This window comes from Clostridium sediminicola, from assembly GCF_050402865.1.
GTDB classification, from domain to species: domain Bacteria; phylum Bacillota; class Clostridia; order Clostridiales; family Clostridiaceae; genus Clostridium_AF; species Clostridium_AF sediminicola.
The window spans coordinates 334,571-356,261 of record NZ_BAABMF010000002.1 but is presented as its reverse complement, the minus strand read 5'-3'; the positions used below and the strand labels follow the sequence as shown (position 1 = coordinate 356,261).

At 30.2% G+C, this 21,691-nt stretch carries 22 protein-coding genes and 1 tRNA gene; 21 read left to right on the top strand and 2 right to left on the bottom strand.

Translation table 11 applies throughout. The annotated features are described in order from the left end of the window. The first annotated feature begins 37 nt into the window (after window positions 1–37). On the top strand, window positions 38–1,231 hold the full coding sequence (locus tag ACQ3F0_RS05565; RefSeq protein ID WP_428864157.1) for an AI-2E family transporter: 1,194 nt from the start codon (window positions 38–40) through the stop codon (window positions 1,229–1,231). A gap of 110 nt (window positions 1,232–1,341) precedes the next feature. Then, window positions 1,342–1,920 carry an MEDS domain-containing protein gene (locus tag ACQ3F0_RS05560; protein WP_428864155.1) on the top strand — a complete coding sequence of 193 codons (579 nt, stop codon included), beginning with the start codon at window positions 1,342–1,344 and terminating at the stop codon, window positions 1,918–1,920. Window positions 1,921–1,976: 56 nt separating this feature from the next. Here the strand turns inward: ACQ3F0_RS05560 and ACQ3F0_RS05555 are convergent, their stop codons facing one another. Further along, a complete protein-coding gene (locus ACQ3F0_RS05555) occupies window positions 1,977–2,444 on the bottom strand; it encodes a hypothetical protein (protein WP_428864153.1) in 468 nt (155 codons plus the stop codon). Between the two features lie 274 nt (window positions 2,445–2,718). On the opposite strand from ACQ3F0_RS05555, the gene ACQ3F0_RS05550 reads away from it, so the two are divergent. From ACQ3F0_RS05550 to disA, 6 genes are all read left to right on the top strand, one after another. After that, window positions 2,719–3,189: a CtsR family transcriptional regulator gene (locus ACQ3F0_RS05550; RefSeq protein ID WP_428864152.1), complete on the top strand. Its 471-nt coding sequence runs from the start codon at window positions 2,719–2,721 to the stop codon at window positions 3,187–3,189. A gap of 61 nt (window positions 3,190–3,250) precedes the next feature. Beyond that, a complete protein-coding gene (locus tag ACQ3F0_RS05545; RefSeq protein ID WP_428864151.1) occupies window positions 3,251–3,763 on the top strand; it encodes a UvrB/UvrC motif-containing protein in 513 nt (170 codons plus the stop codon). An 18-nt stretch (window positions 3,764–3,781) separates the two neighbouring features. After that, complete coding sequence (locus ACQ3F0_RS05540) at window positions 3,782–4,801, top strand: protein arginine kinase (protein WP_428864149.1); 1,020 nt, start codon at window positions 3,782–3,784, stop codon at window positions 4,799–4,801. A gap of 22 nt (window positions 4,802–4,823) precedes the next feature. Beyond that, window positions 4,824–7,259, top strand: coding sequence for an ATP-dependent Clp protease ATP-binding subunit (locus ACQ3F0_RS05535; RefSeq protein WP_428864147.1), 2,436 nt, complete (start codon window positions 4,824–4,826; stop codon window positions 7,257–7,259). Between the two features lie 224 nt (window positions 7,260–7,483). After that, window positions 7,484–8,845 (top strand): DNA repair protein RadA, encoded by a 1,362-nt coding sequence (gene radA, locus ACQ3F0_RS05530; protein WP_428864146.1) that lies wholly within the window; start codon window positions 7,484–7,486, stop codon window positions 8,843–8,845. Between the two features lie 31 nt (window positions 8,846–8,876). After that, on the top strand, window positions 8,877–9,941 hold the full coding sequence (gene disA, locus ACQ3F0_RS05525) for a DNA integrity scanning diadenylate cyclase DisA (protein WP_428864145.1): 1,065 nt from the start codon (window positions 8,877–8,879) through the stop codon (window positions 9,939–9,941). A gap of 40 nt (window positions 9,942–9,981) precedes the next feature. Here disA and ACQ3F0_RS05520 read toward each other — a convergent pair whose 3' ends face one another. Then, the gene (locus ACQ3F0_RS05520; protein ID WP_428864144.1) at window positions 9,982–10,383 is read right to left on the bottom strand and encodes a nucleoside triphosphate pyrophosphohydrolase family protein; all 402 of its coding nucleotides are present in this window, start codon (window positions 10,381–10,383) and stop codon (window positions 9,982–9,984) included. Window positions 10,384–10,830: 447 nt separating this feature from the next. Here ACQ3F0_RS05520 and ACQ3F0_RS05515 point away from each other — a divergent pair, with 447 nt between their 5' ends. The 13 genes from ACQ3F0_RS05515 to secE all read left to right on the top strand — a co-directional run bounded on the left by ACQ3F0_RS05515 (window position 10,831) and on the right by secE (window position 21,657). Further along, window positions 10,831–11,928 carry a PIN/TRAM domain-containing protein gene (locus ACQ3F0_RS05515; RefSeq protein ID WP_428864142.1) on the top strand — a complete coding sequence of 366 codons (1,098 nt, stop codon included), beginning with the start codon at window positions 10,831–10,833 and terminating at the stop codon, window positions 11,926–11,928. Window positions 11,929–11,942: 14 nt separating this feature from the next. Beyond that, a complete protein-coding gene (ispD, locus tag ACQ3F0_RS05510) occupies window positions 11,943–12,626 on the top strand; it encodes a 2-C-methyl-D-erythritol 4-phosphate cytidylyltransferase (protein ID WP_428864141.1) in 684 nt (227 codons plus the stop codon). A gap of 307 nt (window positions 12,627–12,933) precedes the next feature. Beyond that, entirely contained in the window at window positions 12,934–14,637 is a 1,704-nt protein-coding gene (locus ACQ3F0_RS05505) for a proline--tRNA ligase (protein ID WP_428864139.1), read from the top strand. Window positions 14,638–14,740: 103 nt separating this feature from the next. Then, on the top strand, window positions 14,741–16,141 hold the full coding sequence (gene cysS / locus ACQ3F0_RS05500; RefSeq protein ID WP_428864138.1) for a cysteine--tRNA ligase: 1,401 nt from the start codon (window positions 14,741–14,743) through the stop codon (window positions 16,139–16,141). A gap of 144 nt (window positions 16,142–16,285) precedes the next feature. Next, a complete protein-coding gene (locus ACQ3F0_RS05495) occupies window positions 16,286–16,690 on the top strand; it encodes a Mini-ribonuclease 3 (RefSeq protein ID WP_428864137.1) in 405 nt (134 codons plus the stop codon). A 97-nt stretch (window positions 16,691–16,787) separates the two neighbouring features. Beyond that, window positions 16,788–17,528: an FAD-dependent thymidylate synthase gene (gene thyX, locus ACQ3F0_RS05490; protein ID WP_428864135.1), complete on the top strand. Its 741-nt coding sequence runs from the start codon at window positions 16,788–16,790 to the stop codon at window positions 17,526–17,528. Between the two features lie 25 nt (window positions 17,529–17,553). Beyond that, window positions 17,554–18,336 (top strand): 23S rRNA (guanosine(2251)-2'-O)-methyltransferase RlmB, encoded by a 783-nt coding sequence (gene rlmB, locus ACQ3F0_RS05485; protein WP_428864134.1) that lies wholly within the window; start codon window positions 17,554–17,556, stop codon window positions 18,334–18,336. Between the two features lie 7 nt (window positions 18,337–18,343). Further along, window positions 18,344–18,853, top strand: a complete 510-nt coding sequence (locus ACQ3F0_RS05480; RefSeq protein WP_428864132.1) for an NYN domain-containing protein — start codon at window positions 18,344–18,346, stop codon at window positions 18,851–18,853. Window positions 18,854–18,926: 73 nt separating this feature from the next. Continuing rightward, window positions 18,927–19,568 carry an RNA polymerase sporulation sigma factor SigH gene (sigH, locus tag ACQ3F0_RS05475; RefSeq protein WP_428864131.1) on the top strand — a complete coding sequence of 214 codons (642 nt, stop codon included), beginning with the start codon at window positions 18,927–18,929 and terminating at the stop codon, window positions 19,566–19,568. 141 nt (window positions 19,569–19,709) lie between these two features. Continuing rightward, a tRNA-Thr gene (locus ACQ3F0_RS05470) sits at window positions 19,710–19,785 on the top strand. Window positions 19,786–19,875: 90 nt separating this feature from the next. After that, entirely contained in the window at window positions 19,876–21,057 is a 1,182-nt protein-coding gene (gene tuf, locus ACQ3F0_RS05465) for an elongation factor Tu (RefSeq protein WP_428864113.1), read from the top strand. 190 nt (window positions 21,058–21,247) lie between these two features. Continuing rightward, the gene (rpmG, locus tag ACQ3F0_RS05460) at window positions 21,248–21,397 is read left to right on the top strand and encodes a 50S ribosomal protein L33 (protein ID WP_073340865.1); all 150 of its coding nucleotides are present in this window, start codon (window positions 21,248–21,250) and stop codon (window positions 21,395–21,397) included. Between the two features lie 35 nt (window positions 21,398–21,432). Then, complete coding sequence (gene secE / locus ACQ3F0_RS05455; protein WP_428864129.1) at window positions 21,433–21,657, top strand: preprotein translocase subunit SecE; 225 nt, start codon at window positions 21,433–21,435, stop codon at window positions 21,655–21,657. The last annotated feature ends 34 nt before the right edge of the window (window positions 21,658–21,691 follow it).

Below are 21,691 nucleotides of genomic sequence, written 5' to 3'. Positions count from 1 at the left end.
ATAAGTGGACATTGACTAAATTGATGAGGTGAATTATATGGAAGACAATAGTTTCAAAGATAAATTTGATTTTATTTTTAAAAAAATAATTAAAGTTACAATTATGTTTATAGTTATATTATTATTAATTATGAGCGAAAACTTTAGAAGTGGGTTATTAATGATTTTTAAACCCCTTTTAATAGCATTTGCAATTGCGTATTTATTGGACCCACTGGTAAGGTTATTTAACCGAAAGTTAAAAATAAGTAGGTCTCAGGCAATTGCGATAGTTGTTTTATTGATAATTTTAATACTTATTCTTATTGGAGCAATTGGAATACCTAGTTTAGTATTAAATGCAGGAGAACTTTTGGGAAATATACCTGATAATTTTAATTTTAATTTTGATATTATAAATGAAAACTTGACAATTTTAAATAATCAATACTTGGTATCCATAAGCGAATTTATAAATCAATTAATTGGAAAAACATTATCTTCAATAGCAAGTATATCTAGTTATATTTTGGAAAAAGTTGTTGTTAATGCATTTAGGATAACTTCTTCATTTTTTAGTTTGATAGTAAGTTTTGTAATAGCAATTTATATGTTAATAGATAAAAAAGATTTACAAGCTAGAATAAAAAGAGTAGTGTATGCATTTTTTAAGAAAGAAGATGCTGATTATATAATGAATGTAGGGAGAGTGAGCAATAAAATATTTTCTGGTTTTCTAATTGGAAAGCTGGTGGACTCACTAATAATAGGAATTTTGTGCTGGATAATACTATTATTCTTTAAAATTAGATTTGCTCCTATAATAGCTATTATTGTAGGTATTACAAATATGATACCATATTTTGGACCGTTTATTGGAGCAGTGCCAGCAGTTTTGATTGTTTTACTACAAAGTCCTATATTAGCTTTTTGGGTTTTGATAGTAATAATAATACTTCAACAATTTGATGGTTTAGTTCTTGGACCATATATATTAGGGGATAGTGTTGGCGTTGGAGCTTTTTGGATTATTGTTGGAGTAACTATAGGGGGTACCATGTTTGGTGTAGTGGGTATGCTTATAGGAGTTCCAGTTTTAGTGTTATTAAAAACTATTGTAGAGGAAATGGTGCAACAGTTTTTAAAACGCAAAGGATTATCTGATATTGAATTAGATAATATTAATAAATTTGGGGACGAATCAAAATCTTTTATTGATAAAATAAGGAATTTTAAAAGAATGAAAAAATAGAAAAAAATAACATAACTTGAAAAAAACAATTTAATATGCTAAAATACACTAGTAATGAAAAAATATTATACAACAAAATCTAGAATTCCTTTATGAAAGGATAAATAAGTATGAAAAGTAAATATGATTTTGGAAAGAGTCTTGCATTTTACTATGCAAGTGAAGAACATTTGTTAATAAATTTATATTATTATATAAAAAATGCACATAATCAAAATGAAAAAGTATTAATTTGTGTGGAAGCGGATTTAGCTAACAAATTGAGTCGCTTTATTGAGGAAACGTTAGATGCGAATTTTGAAATTGAAACTTTTGATTATCCTAATACAGTTAATAGGGGCTACAATTCATCAGTAATTGGCATAAAAAATGAATTGATTGAATATGTTAATAGAATGAAATCCCAAGGATATGAAGGGGTTAGAATAATAGAGCAAGCTACTTTTACATTAAAAAGTATTAATGAAAGTAGATATATTCAACACTTAAAGGATACTCCTGATATACTGCATGGGATTGATTGTAGTATTTTAAGTTTATATGATTTTTGGGATTACCTCAATGAACAAAAATACATAACAGAAAATATTATAATGTGCTCTAGAAAAGAGCATGAGTTTTTACTAACCAATTTTGAAATAACAGAAATGAATAAGCATGAGCATGAAATAAACATAGTTGTAACATAGTTTATTTTTTAACCTATGTTACTAAAAATCTAATATATAAAGAAATATTAAAAAAACTAGTTAGAGATAACTAGTTTTTTATAAATTGATTCAGCTTCGGATAAATTATTTGCTGGGGCAGTTGAATAATAAATATCTTTATATTTATTATTTAAATCATCAGAGTTTATCCACACTTGTTTTAAGTCATGGGAAAGTTTTATAGAACCAATAATGTTACTAGATTCTAATAGTTTCGAGTTTTCAGGGATATAACCTAAATAATTACCAGAATGATTCTGTTTGAAAATTATAGCATAAGAATAGTCATCTACTGTTATTGTTGCATTAATTATATTAGTAGAAAGTATTCTTTTGTGCTGAGTTCCATTTAGTTTAATTACACTCTTAATAGTAAAGTCAGTATTTTTAGAAAATATAAATGCATTATAACTTTTATTTATATTTTGTGGTGATAAATACAAATATACTGCTAAGATAATAATTAAAGTGCATAAAAATGAGATTACAAGTTTTTTATTCATGAGTACACCTCTACTTATGATGTTCTACTAATAAATATGTATATATATAATTATACTTGTAAATATTATAGCATTCAATAAATTTATAATTATTGGTAAAATATACATGTATTTAATTATCAAATAAAGTTCAATAATTTTCGGAGAGTTGTATTAAAAACAAATTAATGGAAAAAATAGTGAAGTGCGGTGCTTTAATCATTTGATTTTTAGTTGAACTAGTAGTATTATTAAGATAAAGTCAAAGAAAGTCAAAGTCAGAAGAGGTGATTAAATGGCCAGATTGTCAGATTTAATCGAAGAATTTATTAAAACTATGTTTGATTTGAAGGATGACAGTGTATTAGAGATTCAAAGGAATGAGTTAGCAAACCAATTTAGGTGTGCACCTTCTCAGATAAATTATGTTCTCACTACCAGATTTACATGTGATAAAGGATATGTTGTGGAGAGTAGAAGAGGAGGTGGAGGGTGCATAAAAATCACAAAAATTGAATATGAAAGTAATGAAGCAGTATTTAAAATACTTAGTGAAAAAATTGGAGATAAAATTACTTATGATTCCACTAAAAAGCTTATAAATAGTTTATATGATAGTAAATTAATTTTGAAAAATGAAGCTAATTTGATGAAAGCTGCTACTACAGATAGAACTCTCTCGTTGGTAATTGGCAGTAGAAATGAAATTAGAGCTGAAATCTTAAAAGCTATGTTAATAACAACTTTATTTAATAATAATCAATAAATTATGTTTATCTAAATAACTTCTAAATTTATAATTTGAAACTGAGTGTAGAGGTGATAAAATGCTTTGTGAAATTTGTAATAAAAATGAAGCTTCAATTCATGTTACAAAGATAATTAATGGGAATAAACAAGAATTAAATATTTGTGCAGTTTGTGCAGATAAAATGGGAGAATTAAACATTGTTCCAGATATGGATATCATATCTCCGTTTTCATTTCAAAATATTGTTAGCGGACTTATGGATTATGTAAATACTAATACTTTAAAAAATAAAGGAAAAGATTTAACTTGTAAGAATTGTGGCTTAACATATAGAGAATTTAAAGAAAAGGGTCTTTTAGGTTGCAGTGAATGTTACAATAGTTTCAATCAAATGCTTTCATCAGTAATCAAAGGAGTTCAAGGAAATATTGAGCATTATGGTAAAATACCTAAGATATCTGGTGGTGAAATTCTGAAAAAAAGAAAGTTACTAAATTTAAAAGAGCAATTACAGAAAGCTATCGTATTAGAAGAATATGAAAGAGCAGCTGAGATAAGAGATAAAATTCGTGAAATTGAGAATGAATAATGGTTTGAGGTGATTTGTATGCAAAATTGGATTAATACCGAGACTAATAAAGAAGATGTTGTTTTAAGCAGCAGGATTAGATTGGCTAGAAATTTAAAAGGTATTCCATTTCCAAACAAGCTTAATACTGAAAAAGGTAAAGATATTGTAGCTAAAGTTGAAGAAGCATTTTATTCGAATACTCATTGTGAAGAAAATTATAAAACTTATTATCTATGGCATAATACTGATACAATAAATGAAGCTTTCTTAGAAAAACACATTATAAGTAAGAAACTACTAAATAATAAAAATAAAGCGAGTTTTATAGTGGATAAAGATGAAGTGATTAGTATTATGATAAATGAAGAGGATCATATAAGATTGCAAAGCGTAGTTTCTGGATTTAATATTAATCAAGCTTATGAATATACTAATAAAGTTGATGACTTATTAGAAGAGAAGTTGGATTATGCATATGATGAAAAGCTAGGATATCTAACAACATGCCCAACGAATTTAGGAACAGGTATGAGGGCTTCAGTAATGCTTCATCTTCCTTCATTGACAATAACAAAAGAAATTAATGGTATATTAAATGCCTTAACTCAGGTAGGAATGACCATTAGAGGATTGTATGGTGAAGGTTCACGTGCTTATGGAAATTTATATCAAATTTCTAATCAAATCACACTTGGAATAAGTGAAAATGAGATATTAGCTAAGCTTACAGCGGTTATAAATCAAGTTGTTAATCAAGAAAAAGTATCAAGAGAACAAATTCTTAAAAAAAATGAATATGAATTAAAAGATAAAATATTTAGATCATTAGGATTATTACAGTCGGCAGTTTTATTAAATGAAGATGAATGTTTAAATTTACTTTCAAGTGTAAGAATGGGTGTAGAATTGGGAATAATTAATAATATAAGTAAAACAACTTTAAATAAATTAATGATAAATTCTCAATCTTCTATAATTAGATTAAATAATCAAAAGGTTGATGACAAACAGTTAAGATTATTGAGGGCAGAATTAATAAAAGAGGGTCTAAAATAAAAAATTTTAGGAGGTGTTTCCAATGATGTTTGGTAGATTTACTGAAAGAGCTCAAAAGGTTCTTATGTATGCACAGCAAGAAGCGCAAATATTTAAACATGGGTATGTTGGAACAGAACATATCCTTTTAGGAATTTTAAAAGAAGAAGAAGGTATTGGTAAAAAAATATTAGAGGATATAGATATAAAAGAAGATAAAATTATAAATTTAATAAATGAATACGAGGGTAAAGGAGAAATTTCATTATATAAAAATGAAATTCCTTTAACACCAAGGACTAAAAGATTATTGGAATTGAGTTGGATTGAAGCAAGAAATTTGAATCATAATTATATAACACCTGAGCATATATTATTAGCTATGATAAGAGAATCAGAAGGAGTAGCATATACAATTTTAAGCAATCTTGGAGCAAATTTTGATAATCTCGAAAAGAAACTCTTGGCAACAATGAATGGAGAAAATATTTCCGAAGCAGTACCTTCTAAGGTTAAAAAGGAGAACGATACGCCTTCACTAAATAAATTTGGAAGAGATTTAACTAAATACGCAGAAGAAGAGAAATTAGATCCTGTTATTGGAAGAGAAAAAGAAACACAAAGAGTTTTAGAAATATTATGTAGAAGAATAAAAAATAACCCGTGCTTAATAGGTGATCCAGGTGTAGGAAAAACGGCTATTGCTGAAGGATTAGCGCAAAGAATTGCTGGAGGAAATGTGCCGGAAATACTTAAAGATAAAAGAGTTGTAACACTAGATATTTCTTCTATGGTAGCGGGTTCTAAGTATAGAGGAGAATTTGAAGATAGAATGAAAAAAGTTATGGAGGAAATTTATAATGCTGGCAACATACTGTTATTTATAGATGAAATTCATACTATTATCGGTGCTGGAGGAGCAGAGGGAGCGATAGATGCATCCAATATTCTTAAACCTGCATTGGCTAGGGGCGAAATTCAGTGTATTGGGGCAACTACTATAGAAGAATATAGAAAACATGTTGAAAAAGATGCTGCTTTAGAAAGAAGATTTCAACCTGTAAATGTAGGTGAGCCCAGCAAAGAAGAATCTATTCTAATATTAAAAGGTTTAAGAGATAAGTATGAAGCACACCATGGGGTTAAAATAACTGATGAAGCTATTGGAGCAGCTGTAGAATTGTCAGATAGATATATTAATGATAGATATTTGCCGGATAAAGCTATAGATTTAATTGATGAAGCGGGAGCAAAAGTAAGGATTCGAAACTTAACTGCACCACCTGATTTAAAGCATTTAGAGGATAAACTTGAAAAAGTAAAAAAAGAAAAAGAAGATGCTATAAATGTTCAGGACTTTGAAAAAGCAGCGAGTTTACGGGATAATGAAAGAGAACTCAGAGAAAAATTGGAAAATTCTAAAACAAATTGGAAGAAGCAGTATGATGTTGAAAACCAAATTGTTTCTGAAGAAAATATTGCAGAAGTTGTTGCGAAATGGACTAATGTTCCAGTTGAAAGATTAACACAATCTGAATCTGAAAAATTATTAAAACTTGAGGAAATCTTACACGATAGAGTTGTTGGGCAAGAAGAAGCTGTCAAGTCTATATCTAGGGCTGTTAGAAGAGCTAGAGTTGGTTTGAAGAATCCTAAAAGACCTATAGGTTCATTTATCTTTTTAGGACCTACTGGTGTAGGTAAAACTGAATTATCCAAAGCTTTGGCAGAAGCGATGTTTGGTGATGAAAATAATATGATCAGAATAGATATGTCTGAATATATGGAAAAACATGCAGTTTCCAAACTTATAGGATCACCTCCTGGATATGTAGGTTTTGATAATGGAGGTCAACTTACTGAGAAAGTAAGGAGAAATCCTTATTCTGTGATACTTTTTGATGAAGTTGAAAAGGCTCATCCTGAGGTATTTAATATATTGCTTCAAATTCTTGAAGATGGTAGGCTTACTGATGGAAAAGGGAAAACAGTAAATTTCAAAAATACAATAATTATCATGACATCAAACGTAGGAGCATCAACACTTAGGAAACAAAAATCTTTAGGATTTGCAATGACTGATAATATCAATGAATCAGAGTATGAAAGAATGAAAGAAACTATGATGGATGATTTAAAGAAGGCTTTTAAACCTGAATTTCTAAATAGGGTAGATGATATTATTGTATTCCATTCACTACAAGAAAAAGATTTAAGAAAAATAGTTAAATTAATGTTGAAAGAGGTTGAAATTAGACTTAGAGATAGTGATATCAAAATTAAATTTGATGAAAGTGCTGAAAAGTTATTAACCACATCAGGTTTTGATCCTGTATATGGGGCAAGACCACTTAGAAGAACAATAACGAAGATAGTTGAAGATAAATTATCTGAAGAAATACTCAAAGGTGCTATATCTAAAGGTGATAAGATTAAAGCAACTGTAGAAAATGTGGAATTAGTATTTACTAAAGAATAAAAAATCAGCAGTAAAACTGCTGATTTTTTATGATAATTTATTTTTATGTTTTAAATGCATAAATTGCTTGAATATAAAGGTTTTTTTAATTAAAATTGTATAGTATGGTTAAGCCACTAAATGAAGATAAACTAATTTGATTACAGCAATCATAGAAGAGTGAATAATTTTTATTATTGGTATTAAAAAAGTAATTTAGTATTGATGGTTTAGGGAGTGAGTTTATGGCAAAGAATAAATCAAAATTTGTTTGTCAAAGTTGTGGTTTTGACGCACCAAAATGGTTCGGTAAATGTCCGGCTTGTAGTCAATGGAATACTGCAGTTGAAGAAACTATTGTCAAAGAATCTAAGATGAAAAGAAGTACTGGTTTAAGTAGTAATAATAAACCACAGAGTATTACTGATATTAAATCAGGAGCATATGAGAGATATGATACTGGTGTTGGAGAATTGAATCGTGTATTGGGAGGAGGAATTGTAAAGGGATCTTTAACTTTGATTTCAGGGGCTCCTGGGATAGGTAAATCTACATTATTATTGCAAACAGCAGATTATATTTCTAAGAAATTGGGTAAAGTATTATATGTATCGGGAGAAGAATCAAGTGAGCAGATAAAAATTAGAGGAGATAGAATAGGAAGTTTATCATCTGAGTTGTTGATTTTATCTGAAACTAATCTTGAGAGAATAGAAGAACATATAAAAGAAATGAAGCCTGTTTTTGTGATAATTGACTCTATACAAACATTATTTAAAGCATCTATAACTTCTGCTCCAGGAAGTGTTTCTCAGGTAAGAGAGTGTGCAAATGAGCTTATGAGAATAGCGAAGGTTAATAATATTCCATTTTTTATAGTTGCACATGTAACTAAACATGGAGAATTAGCGGGTCCTAGAGTTCTGGAACATATGGTGGATACTGTACTATCTTTTGAAGGGGAAAGAACGCAAGAGTTTAGAATTTTAAGAACTATGAAAAATAGGTTTGGAACTACGAGTGAAATTGGTGTATTTGAAATGAGACAAGAAGGATTAAAAGAAATTACAAATCCATCTGAAGTATTTTTAGAAGAAACAAATTACAACCAAGAAGGGGCAGTTGTTATTGGTCTCATGGAGGGTAGTAGACCTATTTTGGTGGAAATACAAGCTCTAGTAAGTAAGACTAATTTAGCAATGCCAAGAAGAACCGCTGTAGGTATTGAAAATTCTAGGCTTAATTTAATTTTGGCTGTATTAGAAAAAAAACTAGGAACCCCTTTTTATTTATATGATGTTTATGTAAATGTAGTCGGGGGATTAAGTGTGGAAGGAACTTATGGTGATTTGGGGTTAGCTATAGCTTTATTGTCAAGTCTGAAGGGTAAGCAATTTAAACTGAATAAAACAATAGTAATTGGAGAAATTGGTTTAACAGGGGAAGTAAGGCCAATATCTTTTTGTGATAGATTAGTCAATGAGGGAGCAAAAATGGGGTTTGAAAATATTATTATCCCTAGCAGAAATAAGGAAAAAATTGAAAATAAGAGTGCGAATATTATCGGAGTGAGTACTTTAGTTGATGCAATAAAAAATATGCTTTAATAATATATAGAGAGGAGGAGAATATACGATTATGAGGCTGGAAAAAGATAGAAAATTAATGGATGTTCTAAAAATTTTATCTCCAGGAACATCTTTAAGAGAAGGATTAGAAAATATATTAAGAGCAAAAACAGGAGCTTTGATTGTAATTGGAGATACTGAAGAAGTCCTAGAACTTGTTGATGGCGGGTTTAATATTAATTCAGTCTACAGTCCATCTTATATTTATGAATTGGCTAAAATGGATGGGGCAATTATCATAAGTAGTGATATAAAAAAAATACTATTTGCAAATACACAGTTGGTAACTGATTTTACTATACCAACTTATGAAACAGGTACACGTCATAGGACAGCACATAGAGTATCAAGACAAACAGGTAGTATTGTCATTGCAATTTCTCAAAGAAGGAATATAATAACTGTTTATAGAAAATCTATTAAGTATGTGTTGCGAGATAGTAGTTTAGTATTAGCTAGAGCAAATCAAGCACTTCAAACACTTGAAAAATATGTAGTTGTTTTAGACCGGGTTGTTGGGAATCTAAATCTTTTAGAGTTTCAGGATTTAGTAACATTATTTGACGTAATTTCAGCTATCCAAAGGACAGAGATGTTGATGAGAATAGTAGATGAAATTGAGAGATATATTTGTGAACTGGGAAATGAAGGAAGGCTTATTTCTATGCAAATGAGTGAATTGATAAGGTCAGTTGAAGAAGATGGTATTCTTTTAATTAGGGATTATCACAAAGAGAATTTGGATTATGAAAAACTGTATGAACAGATTCAAAAAATGTCATCTGATGAGTTGTTGGAATTAGATAGTATATCAAAAATATTAGGCTATCAAGGAGTTCCACTAGTAGATACGCTGATATCATCAAGAGGATATAGGATGTTGAGTAAAATACCGAGGATCCCTTCCAATGTAATAGAAAACTTAATTATCAATTTTAATAAATTAACAACAATTATGGATGCATCTAATGAAGAATTAGATAGAGTTGAAGGCATTGGAGAGGCAAGGGCTAAAGCAATAAGAAATGGACTTAGAAGGTTAAGAGAACAAATAATGATTGATAAACAGTTATAGCACAAGATAAGAGAATCTTATTTTGTGCTATTGGTGAAATCTATCTCATTGTATACTTGCCTAGAGTGTTGATTCTATTATACTCTTTTAGTAATATGTCATATAAATTTAGATCCAATAGATTGCAAAGAGATGTTAAGTAGAACAGGTTATTCCCAAGTTCCCTTTCTAAGATTTCTCTACAAGTATCACACATACTTCCCATAAGGTGGGTGTTGAAATATGTTTTGAAATCTTCAATATCACCATCTTCATCCTGAGGCAGAGGTTGTTTTTCTGCATTTAACTCAATGCAACCACAGTTAGTAACAGATTTAGCTAAGGCTCTGTTTATCCTTGCTTCAGATTCTTGAAGCTTAGTCATTATATCTAGTAGACTTTTATGACGTAATAAGTTTTCGCTTACGGCATTTTGATAATCATCAAATATTACATCTTTCATTGGATCAACTCCTTGTCGAAGAGAATTTATGTAGCTAATTTAATTATAAGTATCATTAGATAATTTTGTCAATTAATTCCTTAAAAGAATCTGAAGATAAATAATACGGAAACTTAATTAATTCATATACAAAACCCTAAGTATCAATAAATTTTGGACTTGAATTAATCAATAGTGAAGTTGGATATATATATTGTTTGTACATGTATATAATAAAATAATTTACAATGTTTTTATAGGGGGATAATTATGTTAATTTATGGTTATAATATAATTAGCCTATAAAAAGGTGAAAATAATTAATGATTAGTAAATAAATTATTAAATTATAATATAATTGTTGATTTAATCAATGGATTAATATATATTGATATTAATGGTAGGAAAGAAAGAATATTTTTAATAAAATCAAAGATTATATTAAATAAAATTGAAAGGAGGGTAAATATGTTTGATAAAGTTTTGAGAGGACTATTTACTTTGGCAGGAATTGTTATTGGTTTTTTTTGTGCGAATATTCTTTTGAGATTTGATGGAGTAAAAAGCATAGTTAATAGTCAAATATTGGTAGTGATTATATATGTTTTTGTAAGCTTGTTATTCGGACTTATTTTATTTTTAATATCACCTTTTATCAATAAAATTATTTCAAAAGCAATGAATTATTTTGAGAAGAATATTCAAAAAAGATCTGGCGAAGACATATTGATTGCAACATTTGGCGCTTTGTTAGGATTGATTATATCGGCACCTTTTGTGAATTTATTATCTGGAGTTAATATTTTAGGGAATAATATTCTAGGTACTATTATAGGTGTAATATTAGCTATAATTATGGCATCATTAGGTGCAGAAATCGCAATTAAGAAGAAAGATGATATAATAGGATTATTTGCAAATTTGAAAAAAACAGGTGATACAAAAGAAAAAAAGGTAAAACAAAAGTGTAAAGGAATACCAAAAGTATTGGATACATCTGTTGTTATTGATGGCAGAATACTTGATATTTCAAAAACAGGATTTATTGAAGGTACTATGGTAATACCTAATTTTGTTTTAGATGAATTGAGACATATTGCGGATTCTTCTGATAATTTAAAACGAAAAAGAGGAAGAAGAGGACTGGATATTTTAAATAAAATCCAAAAAGAATCAGGCGTTGATATTTTAATTACTGATAAAGATTTCCCGGAAATTTCTGAAGTAGATAGTAAATTAATTAAATTGGCACAAACTTTAAAAGGAATTGTTTTAACTAATGATTTTAATCTGAATAAAGTTGCGGGAGTTCAAGGGGTTCCGGTTTTAAATATTAATGAACTTGCAAATGCTGTTAAGCCTGTAGTTTTGCCTGGTGAAGAAATGACAATTCAAATTATAAAAGATGGTAAAGAGCAAGAACAAGGAATTGCATATTTAGATGATGGTACAATGATTGTTGTTGAAGGTGCTAAAAGACAAATTGGTGAGATAATGGACGTTATAGTAACATCGGTACTTCAAACAGCAGCAGGAAGAATGATATTTGCGAAACAAAAGAGATAAATAGGAGTTTTATTATGAAAAATTGTGCTGTAATAGTGGCTGCGGGAAAAGGAACTCGCATGAAAGCAGATGTTAGTAAACAATTTCTATGTATAAAAAACAAACCTATATTGTATTATACGTTGAAAGTGTTTGAAGAAAATGATTTAGTAGATGATATAATACTTGTTTTAGCGGAATGTGAAATTAAGTTTTGTAGAGAAAATATAATAGAAAAATATAATTTTAAGAAGATTAAACAAATTGTTGCAGGTGGTAAAACTCGTCAAGAATCGGTTTTAAACGGATTATATGCTGCACATGGTAGTGATATAGTGTTGATACATGATGGTGCAAGGCCTTTTATTGATAATGAAATTATATCTGATGGGATTAAATTTGCATTATTATATGGAGGGGCTGCTTGCGGAGTTACTCCAAAAGATACTATAAAATCAAGAAGTGAAAATGGTTTTTCAGAGAGTACTTTGGAAAGAAATAAATTATTCTGTGTACAAACACCTCAATGTTTCAAATATGATATTATTCTTAAATGTCATGTAAATGCGCTTAAGCAAAAGGTAATTGGGACAGATGATACGATGATAGCGGAGTATTACTCTGAAAATGTATATTTATACCAAGGCAGCTATGACAATATTAAAATAACAACACCTGAAGATTTGTTTATAGCAGAAAAACTAATTGAACACACTTAAGGATATAATGTTGACATCATAAAATAGCACGAGTATAATTAAGTCTGAAAAATAGAAAAAATATAAGCGATGATAAAGAGTAGTAGGGGTAAATACAGAGAAAAAATCCATGGCTGGAAGGTTTTTAAAAGCTTTGAACCTGCTTTTGAGCTGTAGGCATAACCTACCGGTAAATCCGTTATTGTATAATGAGTTCAAAATTAGGTGGTACCGCGATAACTCGCCCTAATATTTATTAGGGTGGGTTTATTTTATTTTAATGTAAATTAATGTAATGCAACATATACTATTAAAGGAGGAAGGTTTTATGAAATTATCTAGTACGTTAATGACAACACTAAGGGAAGTTCCGGCAGAGGCGGAATTACCTAGCCATAAATTGATGTTAAGGGCAGGATTAATGAGAAAAATGGCGTCAGGAATTTATAATTATATGCCATTTGGACTTAGAACTTTGAAAAAAATTGAAGATATTGTAAGAGAAGAAATGGATAACGCGGGAGCACAAGAATTTTTGGCTTCAGCTGTAATACCAGCTGAGTTATGGCAGGAATCTGGGAGATGGGATGTGTTTGGTCCTGAAATGTTTAGACTATCTGATAGAAATAATAGAGAGTTTTGTTTAGGACCTACTCATGAAGAGGTGTTTACTGATATAGCTAGATCCGTTATAAAATCGTATAAGCAACTACCTCTAAATTTATATCAAATTCAAACTAAATATAGAGATGAAAGAAGACCAAGATTTGGTGTTATGAGATCTAGAGAATTTGTTATGAAAGATGCATATAGTTTTGATAAAGATAATGAAGGTCTAGATTTATCATACGAAAAAATGTATGGTGCATATGTTAATATTTTTGAAAGATGTGGAGTAATATGTAGTGCTGTAGAAGCAGATTCTGGTGCTATGGGAGGTTCTGGATCGGCAGAATTTATGGTAAAATCAGAATTTGGAGAAGATGAGGTAGTGTTTTGTTCATCATGTAATTATGCGGCAAATATGGAAAAAGCACCTTCAACTCCTGAAAAAGCAGAAAAAGAAGATATGGAAGAAATTAAAGAAGTTCAAACATTAAATGTTAAAACTATTAACCAACTAACAGAATTTTTTAATGTTTCAGCAACAAAAACTGCAAAAACTCTTATTTATAAAGCAGATGAAAAAGTTATAGCTGTAGTTCTTCGAGGTGATAGAGAGGCGAATGAAGTAAAAATATCTAATGCTATCGGGGCTGTAGTAGAATTTGAAATGGCCGATGAGGAAACAGTTAAGAAAGCTACTAATGCTGAAACAGGTTTTGCAGGTCCAGTAAATTTGAAAGTTGATATGCTGCTGGTTGATGAAGAAGTTGCTAATATGTATAATTTTATAATTGGAGCTAATCATACAGATTATCATTTTATAAATGCTAATTATGGAAGAGATTTTGAAGGAACATTAGGAGATTTCAGAAATGTTACTTCGGAAGATAAATGCCCAAAATGTGCTAAAGCATTAACTATTGCAAGAGGTATAGAGGTAGGACATATTTTCAAGTTAGGAACAAAATACTCTGAATCTATGGGAGCCCTTTTTACAGATGAAGATGGTAAACAAAAACCATTAATAATGGGGTGCTATGGTATAGGTGTGAATAGAACAATGGCTGCAATTATTGAACAAAATCATGACGAAAATGGTATTATATGGCCATTATCAGTAGCGCCATATCATGTTATAATAGTACCAATTTCAGATAAAAAACCAGAGCAAGTGGAGGCAGCTGAAAAATTATATAATGAATTAAAGAAAGAAGGAATAGAAGTTTTACTTGATGATAGAAAAGAAAGACCAGGCGTTAAATTTAAGGATGCTGATTTAGTTGGAGTGCCAATAAGAGTTACTGTAGGTAGAGGTATTTCTGATGGTATGGTTGAATATAAGCTGAGAAGAAATAAGGAAAAAGAGGAAATTGAACTATCAGAAGTAATGAATAGAATCAAAGCAGAATTTAAAAACTTAAAGTAATTTAATTAGGTATAAGGGAAGTTTATAATGAAATAGTTTTTAATTAAAAATTTTGAAAAATAGAAATATAAAATTAAACTAATCAGTTAATGGAGGGTTTTAAATGAAAATATTTAATTCAATGACTAGAAGAAAAGAAGAGTTTATTCCCTTGAAACCTGGTGAAGTTAGCATGTATGTTTGCGGACCAACCGTTTATGATTATTTCCACATAGGGAATGCGAGAACTTTTTTGGTATTTGATACTATTAGAAGATATTTTGAATATAAAGGGTTAAAAGTTAACTACATTCAAAACTTTACAGATATAGACGATAAAATGATCAACAGAGCAAATGGTGAAGGGATTACTGTAAAAGAATTAGGACAAAGATTTATTAATGAATATTTTAAAGATGCTGACGCACTAGGGATAAAAAGAGCAACAGAAAATCCTATTGCAACAGAATATATTGATGATATCATTGATTTTGTAAGTGCTCTTATTGAAAAAGGTTTTGCTTATGAAGTTAATGGAGATGTTTATTTTGAAACAAAGAAATTTAATGAATATGGTAAGTTGTCTGGACAGAATTTGGAAGACTTACAAGCAGGAGCGAGAATAAAAGTAGACGAAAGAAAGAAAGATCCAATGGATTTTGCTATTTGGAAAAGTCAAAAACCAAATGAACCAGCATGGGATTGTCCTTGGGGAAAAGGTAGACCAGGATGGCATATAGAATGTTCATGTATGGCCAATAAGTTATTAGGTGAAACAATTGATATACATGCAGGTGGAGCAGATTTGAAATTTCCTCACCATGAAAATGAAATAGCACAAAGTGAAGCAAGGACGGGAAAAGAGTTCTCAAAATACTGGATGCATTCAGCTTATTTAAATATCGAAAACAAAAAAATGTCTAAATCATTAAATAATTTTTTTACTGCAAGAGAAATTTTAAAGAAATATGATGCAGAGGTTGTTAGACTCTTTATGTTATCAGCGCACTATAGAACTCCTTTGAATTTCAGTAGGGAATTACTGGAAAGTGCAAAAGCATCCAAAGAAAGATTATATAATGCTATAGGAAATTTAGAGAGATTACTAGATGAAGTTAGTAACAAATGTCTAAATGAAGATGAAAAAAAATACTTAGATAGATTGAATGAATATAAAGATAAATTTATTGAAAAGATGGATGATGATTTTAATACTGCCGACGCAATAGCTGTAATTTTTGATTTAATAAAAGATATTAATACAAATGTTACGGTGGATTCTTCAAAAGAACTTGTTAACAAGTGTTTATCTTTAATTAGAGATTTAGGTAATCCACTTGCACTTCTTCAACAAACTACAGTTTGTGACGTAAGTTGTGATATAGAAGAACTTATTGAAGAAAGACAAAAAGCTAGAAAAGAAAAGAACTGGGGTAGAGCTGATGAAATTAGAGATTTATTAAAAGATAGAGGCATAGTTTTAGAAGATACTCCTCAAGGTGTTCGATGGAAAAAAATAGACTAGGATTTAATAGAGCGTTTTATACGCTCTATTCTTATATGAAGCAAGGAGATTGCTGATTGTGTTGTCGATTGAAATAAAGTATAATGAAAGGTAGAATTAAAAAAGAAAAGTTTATTTCTAAGAGACTTATTTAGGAGATTAATTATGGAATATATAAAATTTAAAGGGAAGTTTACCTCAGCAAATGTAAGAGAGATGAATCCTTTGGTATTAGCTTATATGGGAGATTGTATATATGAATCGTATATAAGAACGTATTTAATTGATGAAAATAGAAGTATGTTGCCACACAAGTTACATAAATTAGCAATTAACTATGTGAGTGCTCATGGTCAATTCATAGCTATGGCAAAAATACAAAGTGAATTAACGGAAGAGGAATATTATTTCTTCAAAAGAGGAAGGAATTGTAAATCTGCTACTGTTCCCAAAAATGCGAAAGTTAATGAGTATAGGATAGCTACTGGATTTGAAACTTTAATCGGATATTTATATCTAACTGAACAAGTAGAAAGAATAGATGAATTATTAGGAAAAGTAGTTAAATGATATAACCATAAAAAAATCTAATATTTATAAGACAAAATCATAGATTATTTTATAATGTAACATGTTATTAAAATGTATGAATTGAAAGGGGAAAAATATGACATTGAAAGTAACTTTAATAGAACATACACCAAATCCAGAAAGAGTAATAGCAGCAGCAGCAAAATTATGTTATAGCCCTGTTGGGGTAGATGAAATTACTGAAAATCTTAACGATGAAAATACAGAGAAATTTTTGAATAGATTAATGTCATATGGGCATGCTTCTCCAATTGAACATGTATCTTTTACTTTTGCAGTAGAAGGAGTTTCACGTACTTTAACGCATCAACTGGTTAGGCATAGGATCGCTTCTTATTCTCAACAGAGTCAAAGATATGTAAAATTAGAACAATTTGAATATGTAATTCCGCCAGCTATAGAAGAAGATAATGAGGCTAAAAAAATATTTTCTGAAGCTATGAAAAAAAGTCAAAAGGCATATGATGATATTGCTGATAGACTATATAAAAAGTATATTGATTTGGATATGAATAAAACAAGTGCCGAAAAGAAAGCTATTGAGGATGCTAGATATGTATTTCCTAATGCATGTGAGACGAAAATTGTATTTACTATGAATGCTAGAACTTTGATGAACTTTTTTTATCACAGATGTTGTAATAGGGCACAATGGGAAATTCATGCCATGGCCGATGAAATGTTAAGACAGGTAAAAATGGTAGCACCAGTATTATTTAAGTTAGCAGGTCCGGAATGTATTTCTGGAAATTGTCCAGAAGGAAAAATGACCTGTGGCATGATTAAGGAAGTTAAACAGAGGTACTCCAAATTATAATAACAAAAAGAAAGAAGGCGATATAATGAAAGTCAATAATAGTAGGAAAGAAGAAAATAAAACAAATACCAATAGAGAAGATCTTATCGAAGGACGAAATGCTGTTATCGAAGCTATTAAGGGTAATAGAACTATAGAACAGATTTGGGTTGCTAAAGGAAATTTGACAGGATCCATTACTAAAATTTTTGCGTTAGCAAAAGAAAAAAATATTATAATTAAAGAAGTTGACAGGAAAAAATTAGATGGAATTTCGCAAACTGGGGTCCATCAGGGAGTTATAGCACAAACAACACCTTATAAATATTATTCTATAGATGATATGTTTGAATTGGCAAAGAAGAAAGAAGAAGATCCATTTATCTTAGTGCTTGATGAACTTGAAGATCCTCATAATTTTGGATCTATAATTCGAACGGCAGAAATTTGTGGTGTGCATGGCATAATAATTCCAAATCGAAGAAATGTAGGTGTAACAGGAACGGTGTATAAATCCTCTGTTGGTGCTGTTGAACATATGATGATAGCAAAAGTGTCTAATGTTAATAAAGCAATAGATAAACTGAAAGAAAGAGGAATGTGGGTTTATGGAGCAGATATGGAAGGCAAAGACTATTGTTATAAAACTGATTTATCAAGAGCTGTTGCGTTAGTTATTGGTAGCGAAGGTAGAGGAATATCGAAATTAACAAAAGCTAAATGTGATGTGTTAGTTAAAATCCCCATGGTAGGTAAGATAACATCATTAAATGCTTCTGTTGCCGCAGGGATAATTATGTATGAAGTGTTAAAGCAGAAACTGGGATAATGGTAATATGAAGTATATTTTTATAGATGGGTATAATGTTATAAACAGTTGGCCGGAATTGAAAAACATTAAGGAGTTTAGTTTTGAATCAGGTAGAGAAAGTCTAGTGGAGATGCTTCAGGATTATGCTTCTTATAAAGGGTATAAATTAGTTTTGGTATTCGATGCTCATTTGGTGAATGGAAGTTTGGAAAAGATTGAAAAACTAGGTAATGTAGATATTGTGTTTACAAAAGAAGGCGAAACAGCAGATAGTTTTATTGAAAGATATGTAGACAGTATTGGAAGAAAATCGGATGTTAGTGTGGTGACCTCTGACTCGCTTGAACAACAATTAATATTTCAAAGAGGTGCTGCAAGAATGTCTTCAATGGAGTTTTATCATGAAGTTCATGAAACAAAGAAGAAAATAAGAAAAAAAACTGCAAAAAAGCAAAGTGGTATGAAGAATTTTTTGCATGATTATGTAGATGATAAAACAATGAAAGAGCTTGAAAAAATAAGGCGAGGGGAATAAAAATTTATTGCGTATGATTTCCTAATAATGTATAATCGATATATGAGTATTCAAATTTAGTGGGGGCGATAATTTGGCAAAACACACAAAAAAAATCGCAGAAAACGTTCCATATATAGATAAACCAGATGAAGAAGTTGCCATACGAGCAAAAGAGGGAAATATTGAAGCACAAGAATTTTTGATAAATAAGTATAAAAATTTTGTAAAAGCTAAATCTAAATCATATTTTTTAATAGGTGCTGATAAAGAAGATATTTATCAAGAAGGAATGATAGGTTTTTATAAAGCTATTAGAGATTTTAAAATGGATAAATTAACTTCTTTTCGAGCGTTTGCCGAACTTTGTGTAACTAGGCAAATTATAACTGCAATAAAAACAGCAACAAGACAAAAGCATATACCTTTGAATACTTATGTATCGTTAAATAAACCTATTTATGATGAAGAATCTGATAGAACACTTTTAGATGTTCTTACAACGGTTAGGGTCAGTGATCCAGAAGAAGTTATAATAAGTAGAGAAGAATTAACTAAAATTGAAAAAGAAATATCTAAATCACTATCCGAACTTGAAATGGAAGTTTTATATTACTATCTACAAGGGAAATCGTACCAAGAAATCGCTTGTGATATGGATAGGCAAGCAAAATCTATTGATAATGCACTACAAAGAGTTAAAAGAAAATTAGAAAAATGTTTAAATAAAGAATAAAAGTATATTGACAAAAAAAAATGGTGATAGTAAAATTTATAATTGGTATAAGTCTTAAGGTGTGATTAATTAATATTAGTTTATTATATAATCCCTTTGAATTAATACTCTAAAAATTTATTTCCTGCACAAAATAAATATGCCCATGTAGCTCAGCAGGAAGAGCGTCACCTTGGTAAGGTGGAGGTCGCCGGTTCAAGCCCGGTCGTGGGCTCCAGCATTGTACTTGATTGAAAGTACACGTGGATAAGTTTATGAAAGCGGGTCAAATAAAAAATTTCAATTAAAGGTTAGGAGGAATATAAAAATGGCAAGAGCTAAGTTTGAAAGAACAAAACCACATGTAAATATCGGAACAATAGGTCACGTAGACCACGGTAAGACAACATTAACAGCGGCAATCACAATGACGCTAGCAAAAGAAGGTAAAGCAGAAGCGCAAGACTACTCGCAAATAGATAAAGCACCAGAAGAAAGAGAAAGAGGAATCACAATCAACACTGCACACGTTGAGTATGAAACAGAAACAAGACACTATGCACACGTTGACTGTCCAGGACATGCTGACTACGTTAAGAACATGATTACAGGAGCAGCACAAATGGATGGAGCTATCTTAGTAGTAAGTGCAGCAGATGGTCCAATGCCACAAACAAGAGAGCATATCTTACTTGCATCAAGAGTAGGAGTTGAGAATATAGTAGTATTCTTAAACAAAGCAGATCAAGTAGATGATGAAGAATTATTAGAATTAGTAGAAATGGAAGTAAGAGATTTATTAAGTGAATATGGATTTGACGGAGACGAATGTCCAGTAATTACAGGATCAGCATTAATGGTAATAGAAAAAGGAGAAGATGCATGTATTGCTGAATTAATGGCAGCAGTAGATGAATATATCCCAACTCCAGAGAGAGAAACAGATAAACCATTCTTAATGCCTGTAGAGGATGTATTCACAATTACAGGAAGAGGAACAGTTGCAACAGGAAGATTAGAAAGAGGAATCTTGAAAGTTGGAGAAGAAGTTGCAATAGTAGGAATGGGAGCAGAAGTTAAGAAGACTACTTGTACAGGGGTAGAAATGTTCAGAAAGATGTTAGACGAAGCAATGGCTGGAGATAACATTGGAGCATTATTAAGAGGTGTTCAAAGAACAGAAATCGAAAGAGGTCAAGTATTAGCAAAACCTGGTACAGTTACACCTCATAGTAAATTCGTAGGTCAAGTATATGTATTAAAGAAAGAAGAAGGTGGAAGACATACTCCATTCTTTAATGGATATAGACCACAATTCTACTTCAGAACAACAGACGTTACAGGATCAATTGCTTTACCAGAAGGAGTAGAGATGGTAATGCCAGGAGACCACATTGATATGAATGTAGAATTAATTACACAAGTAGCAATGGAACAAAACCTAAGATTCGCTATCAGAGAAGGTGGAAGAACAGTAGGTTCTGGAGTTGTTAGTACTATAATTGAATAATTAGTATTTAAAGGACTAAGTGTCAGTGCTTAGTCCTCTTTAAAGGTTATTGCACTCAAAAATAATACAATAATAAATATTGACATATGTCGATACTTGTGTTAAATTTGTTTAGTAATACTATTATATGATAAATTTCAGATATGCAGATGATTCTGTATGTGAAATGCAGAATTAGGAGGTGGACATTGTGAGAGTAAAAGTTACACTAGCTTGCACAGAATGCAAACAAAGAAATTACAATTCTATGAAGAATAAAAAGAATAATCCGGAAAGAATAGAATTAAACAAATATTGTAAATTCTGCCACAAACACACACTTCATAAAGAAACTAAATAACAGATTTTATAAAATATTTTAAGGATGTGAACGGAATGGCTGCTAATGAAAAAATTCACAATAGTCAGGGTTCGTCATCGAAAGGGTTATTTCAATTTCTAAGAGAGTTAAAAGCCGAAGCTAAAAGAATAACTTGGCCATCACAAACAGAAGTGAAAAAATCAGCTATTATTGTTTTGGCTTTTTGTGGTGTTAGTGCTTTACTTATTGGATTGATGGACTTTGCATTTGGCACAGTATTTAAGCTCATTTTCAAATAAACGAAAAGGAGGTAGGGATGTGAATTTTCGTCCC

Bases quoted from the DNA above. Each gene is read 5' to 3' on its own strand.
- ACQ3F0_RS05565 (WP_428864157.1), top strand. From the start codon at position 38: ATGGAAGACAATAGTTTCAAAGATAAATTTGATTTTATTTTTAAAAAA.
- ACQ3F0_RS05560 (WP_428864155.1), top strand. From the start codon at position 1,342: ATGAAAAGTAAATATGATTTTGGAAAGAGTCTTGCATTTTACTATGCA.
- ACQ3F0_RS05555 (WP_428864153.1), bottom strand. From the start codon at position 2,444: ATGAATAAAAAACTTGTAATCTCATTTTTATGCACTTTAATTATTATC.
- ACQ3F0_RS05550 (WP_428864152.1), top strand. From the start codon at position 2,719: ATGGCCAGATTGTCAGATTTAATCGAAGAATTTATTAAAACTATGTTT.
- ACQ3F0_RS05545 (WP_428864151.1), top strand. From the start codon at position 3,251: ATGCTTTGTGAAATTTGTAATAAAAATGAAGCTTCAATTCATGTTACA.
- ACQ3F0_RS05540 (WP_428864149.1), top strand. From the start codon at position 3,782: ATGCAAAATTGGATTAATACCGAGACTAATAAAGAAGATGTTGTTTTA.
- ACQ3F0_RS05535 (WP_428864147.1), top strand. From the start codon at position 4,824: ATGATGTTTGGTAGATTTACTGAAAGAGCTCAAAAGGTTCTTATGTAT.
- radA (WP_428864146.1), top strand. From the start codon at position 7,484: ATGGCAAAGAATAAATCAAAATTTGTTTGTCAAAGTTGTGGTTTTGAC.
- disA (WP_428864145.1), top strand. From the start codon at position 8,877: ATGAGGCTGGAAAAAGATAGAAAATTAATGGATGTTCTAAAAATTTTA.
- ACQ3F0_RS05520 (WP_428864144.1), bottom strand. From the start codon at position 10,383: ATGAAAGATGTAATATTTGATGATTATCAAAATGCCGTAAGCGAAAAC.
- ACQ3F0_RS05515 (WP_428864142.1), top strand. From the start codon at position 10,831: ATGTTTGATAAAGTTTTGAGAGGACTATTTACTTTGGCAGGAATTGTT.
- ispD (WP_428864141.1), top strand. From the start codon at position 11,943: ATGAAAAATTGTGCTGTAATAGTGGCTGCGGGAAAAGGAACTCGCATG.
- ACQ3F0_RS05505 (WP_428864139.1), top strand. From the start codon at position 12,934: ATGAAATTATCTAGTACGTTAATGACAACACTAAGGGAAGTTCCGGCA.
- cysS (WP_428864138.1), top strand. From the start codon at position 14,741: ATGAAAATATTTAATTCAATGACTAGAAGAAAAGAAGAGTTTATTCCC.
- ACQ3F0_RS05495 (WP_428864137.1), top strand. From the start codon at position 16,286: ATGGAATATATAAAATTTAAAGGGAAGTTTACCTCAGCAAATGTAAGA.
- thyX (WP_428864135.1), top strand. From the start codon at position 16,788: ATGACATTGAAAGTAACTTTAATAGAACATACACCAAATCCAGAAAGA.
- rlmB (WP_428864134.1), top strand. From the start codon at position 17,554: ATGAAAGTCAATAATAGTAGGAAAGAAGAAAATAAAACAAATACCAAT.
- ACQ3F0_RS05480 (WP_428864132.1), top strand. From the start codon at position 18,344: ATGAAGTATATTTTTATAGATGGGTATAATGTTATAAACAGTTGGCCG.
- tuf (WP_428864113.1), top strand. From the start codon at position 19,876: ATGGCAAGAGCTAAGTTTGAAAGAACAAAACCACATGTAAATATCGGA.
- secE (WP_428864129.1), top strand. From the start codon at position 21,433: ATGGCTGCTAATGAAAAAATTCACAATAGTCAGGGTTCGTCATCGAAA.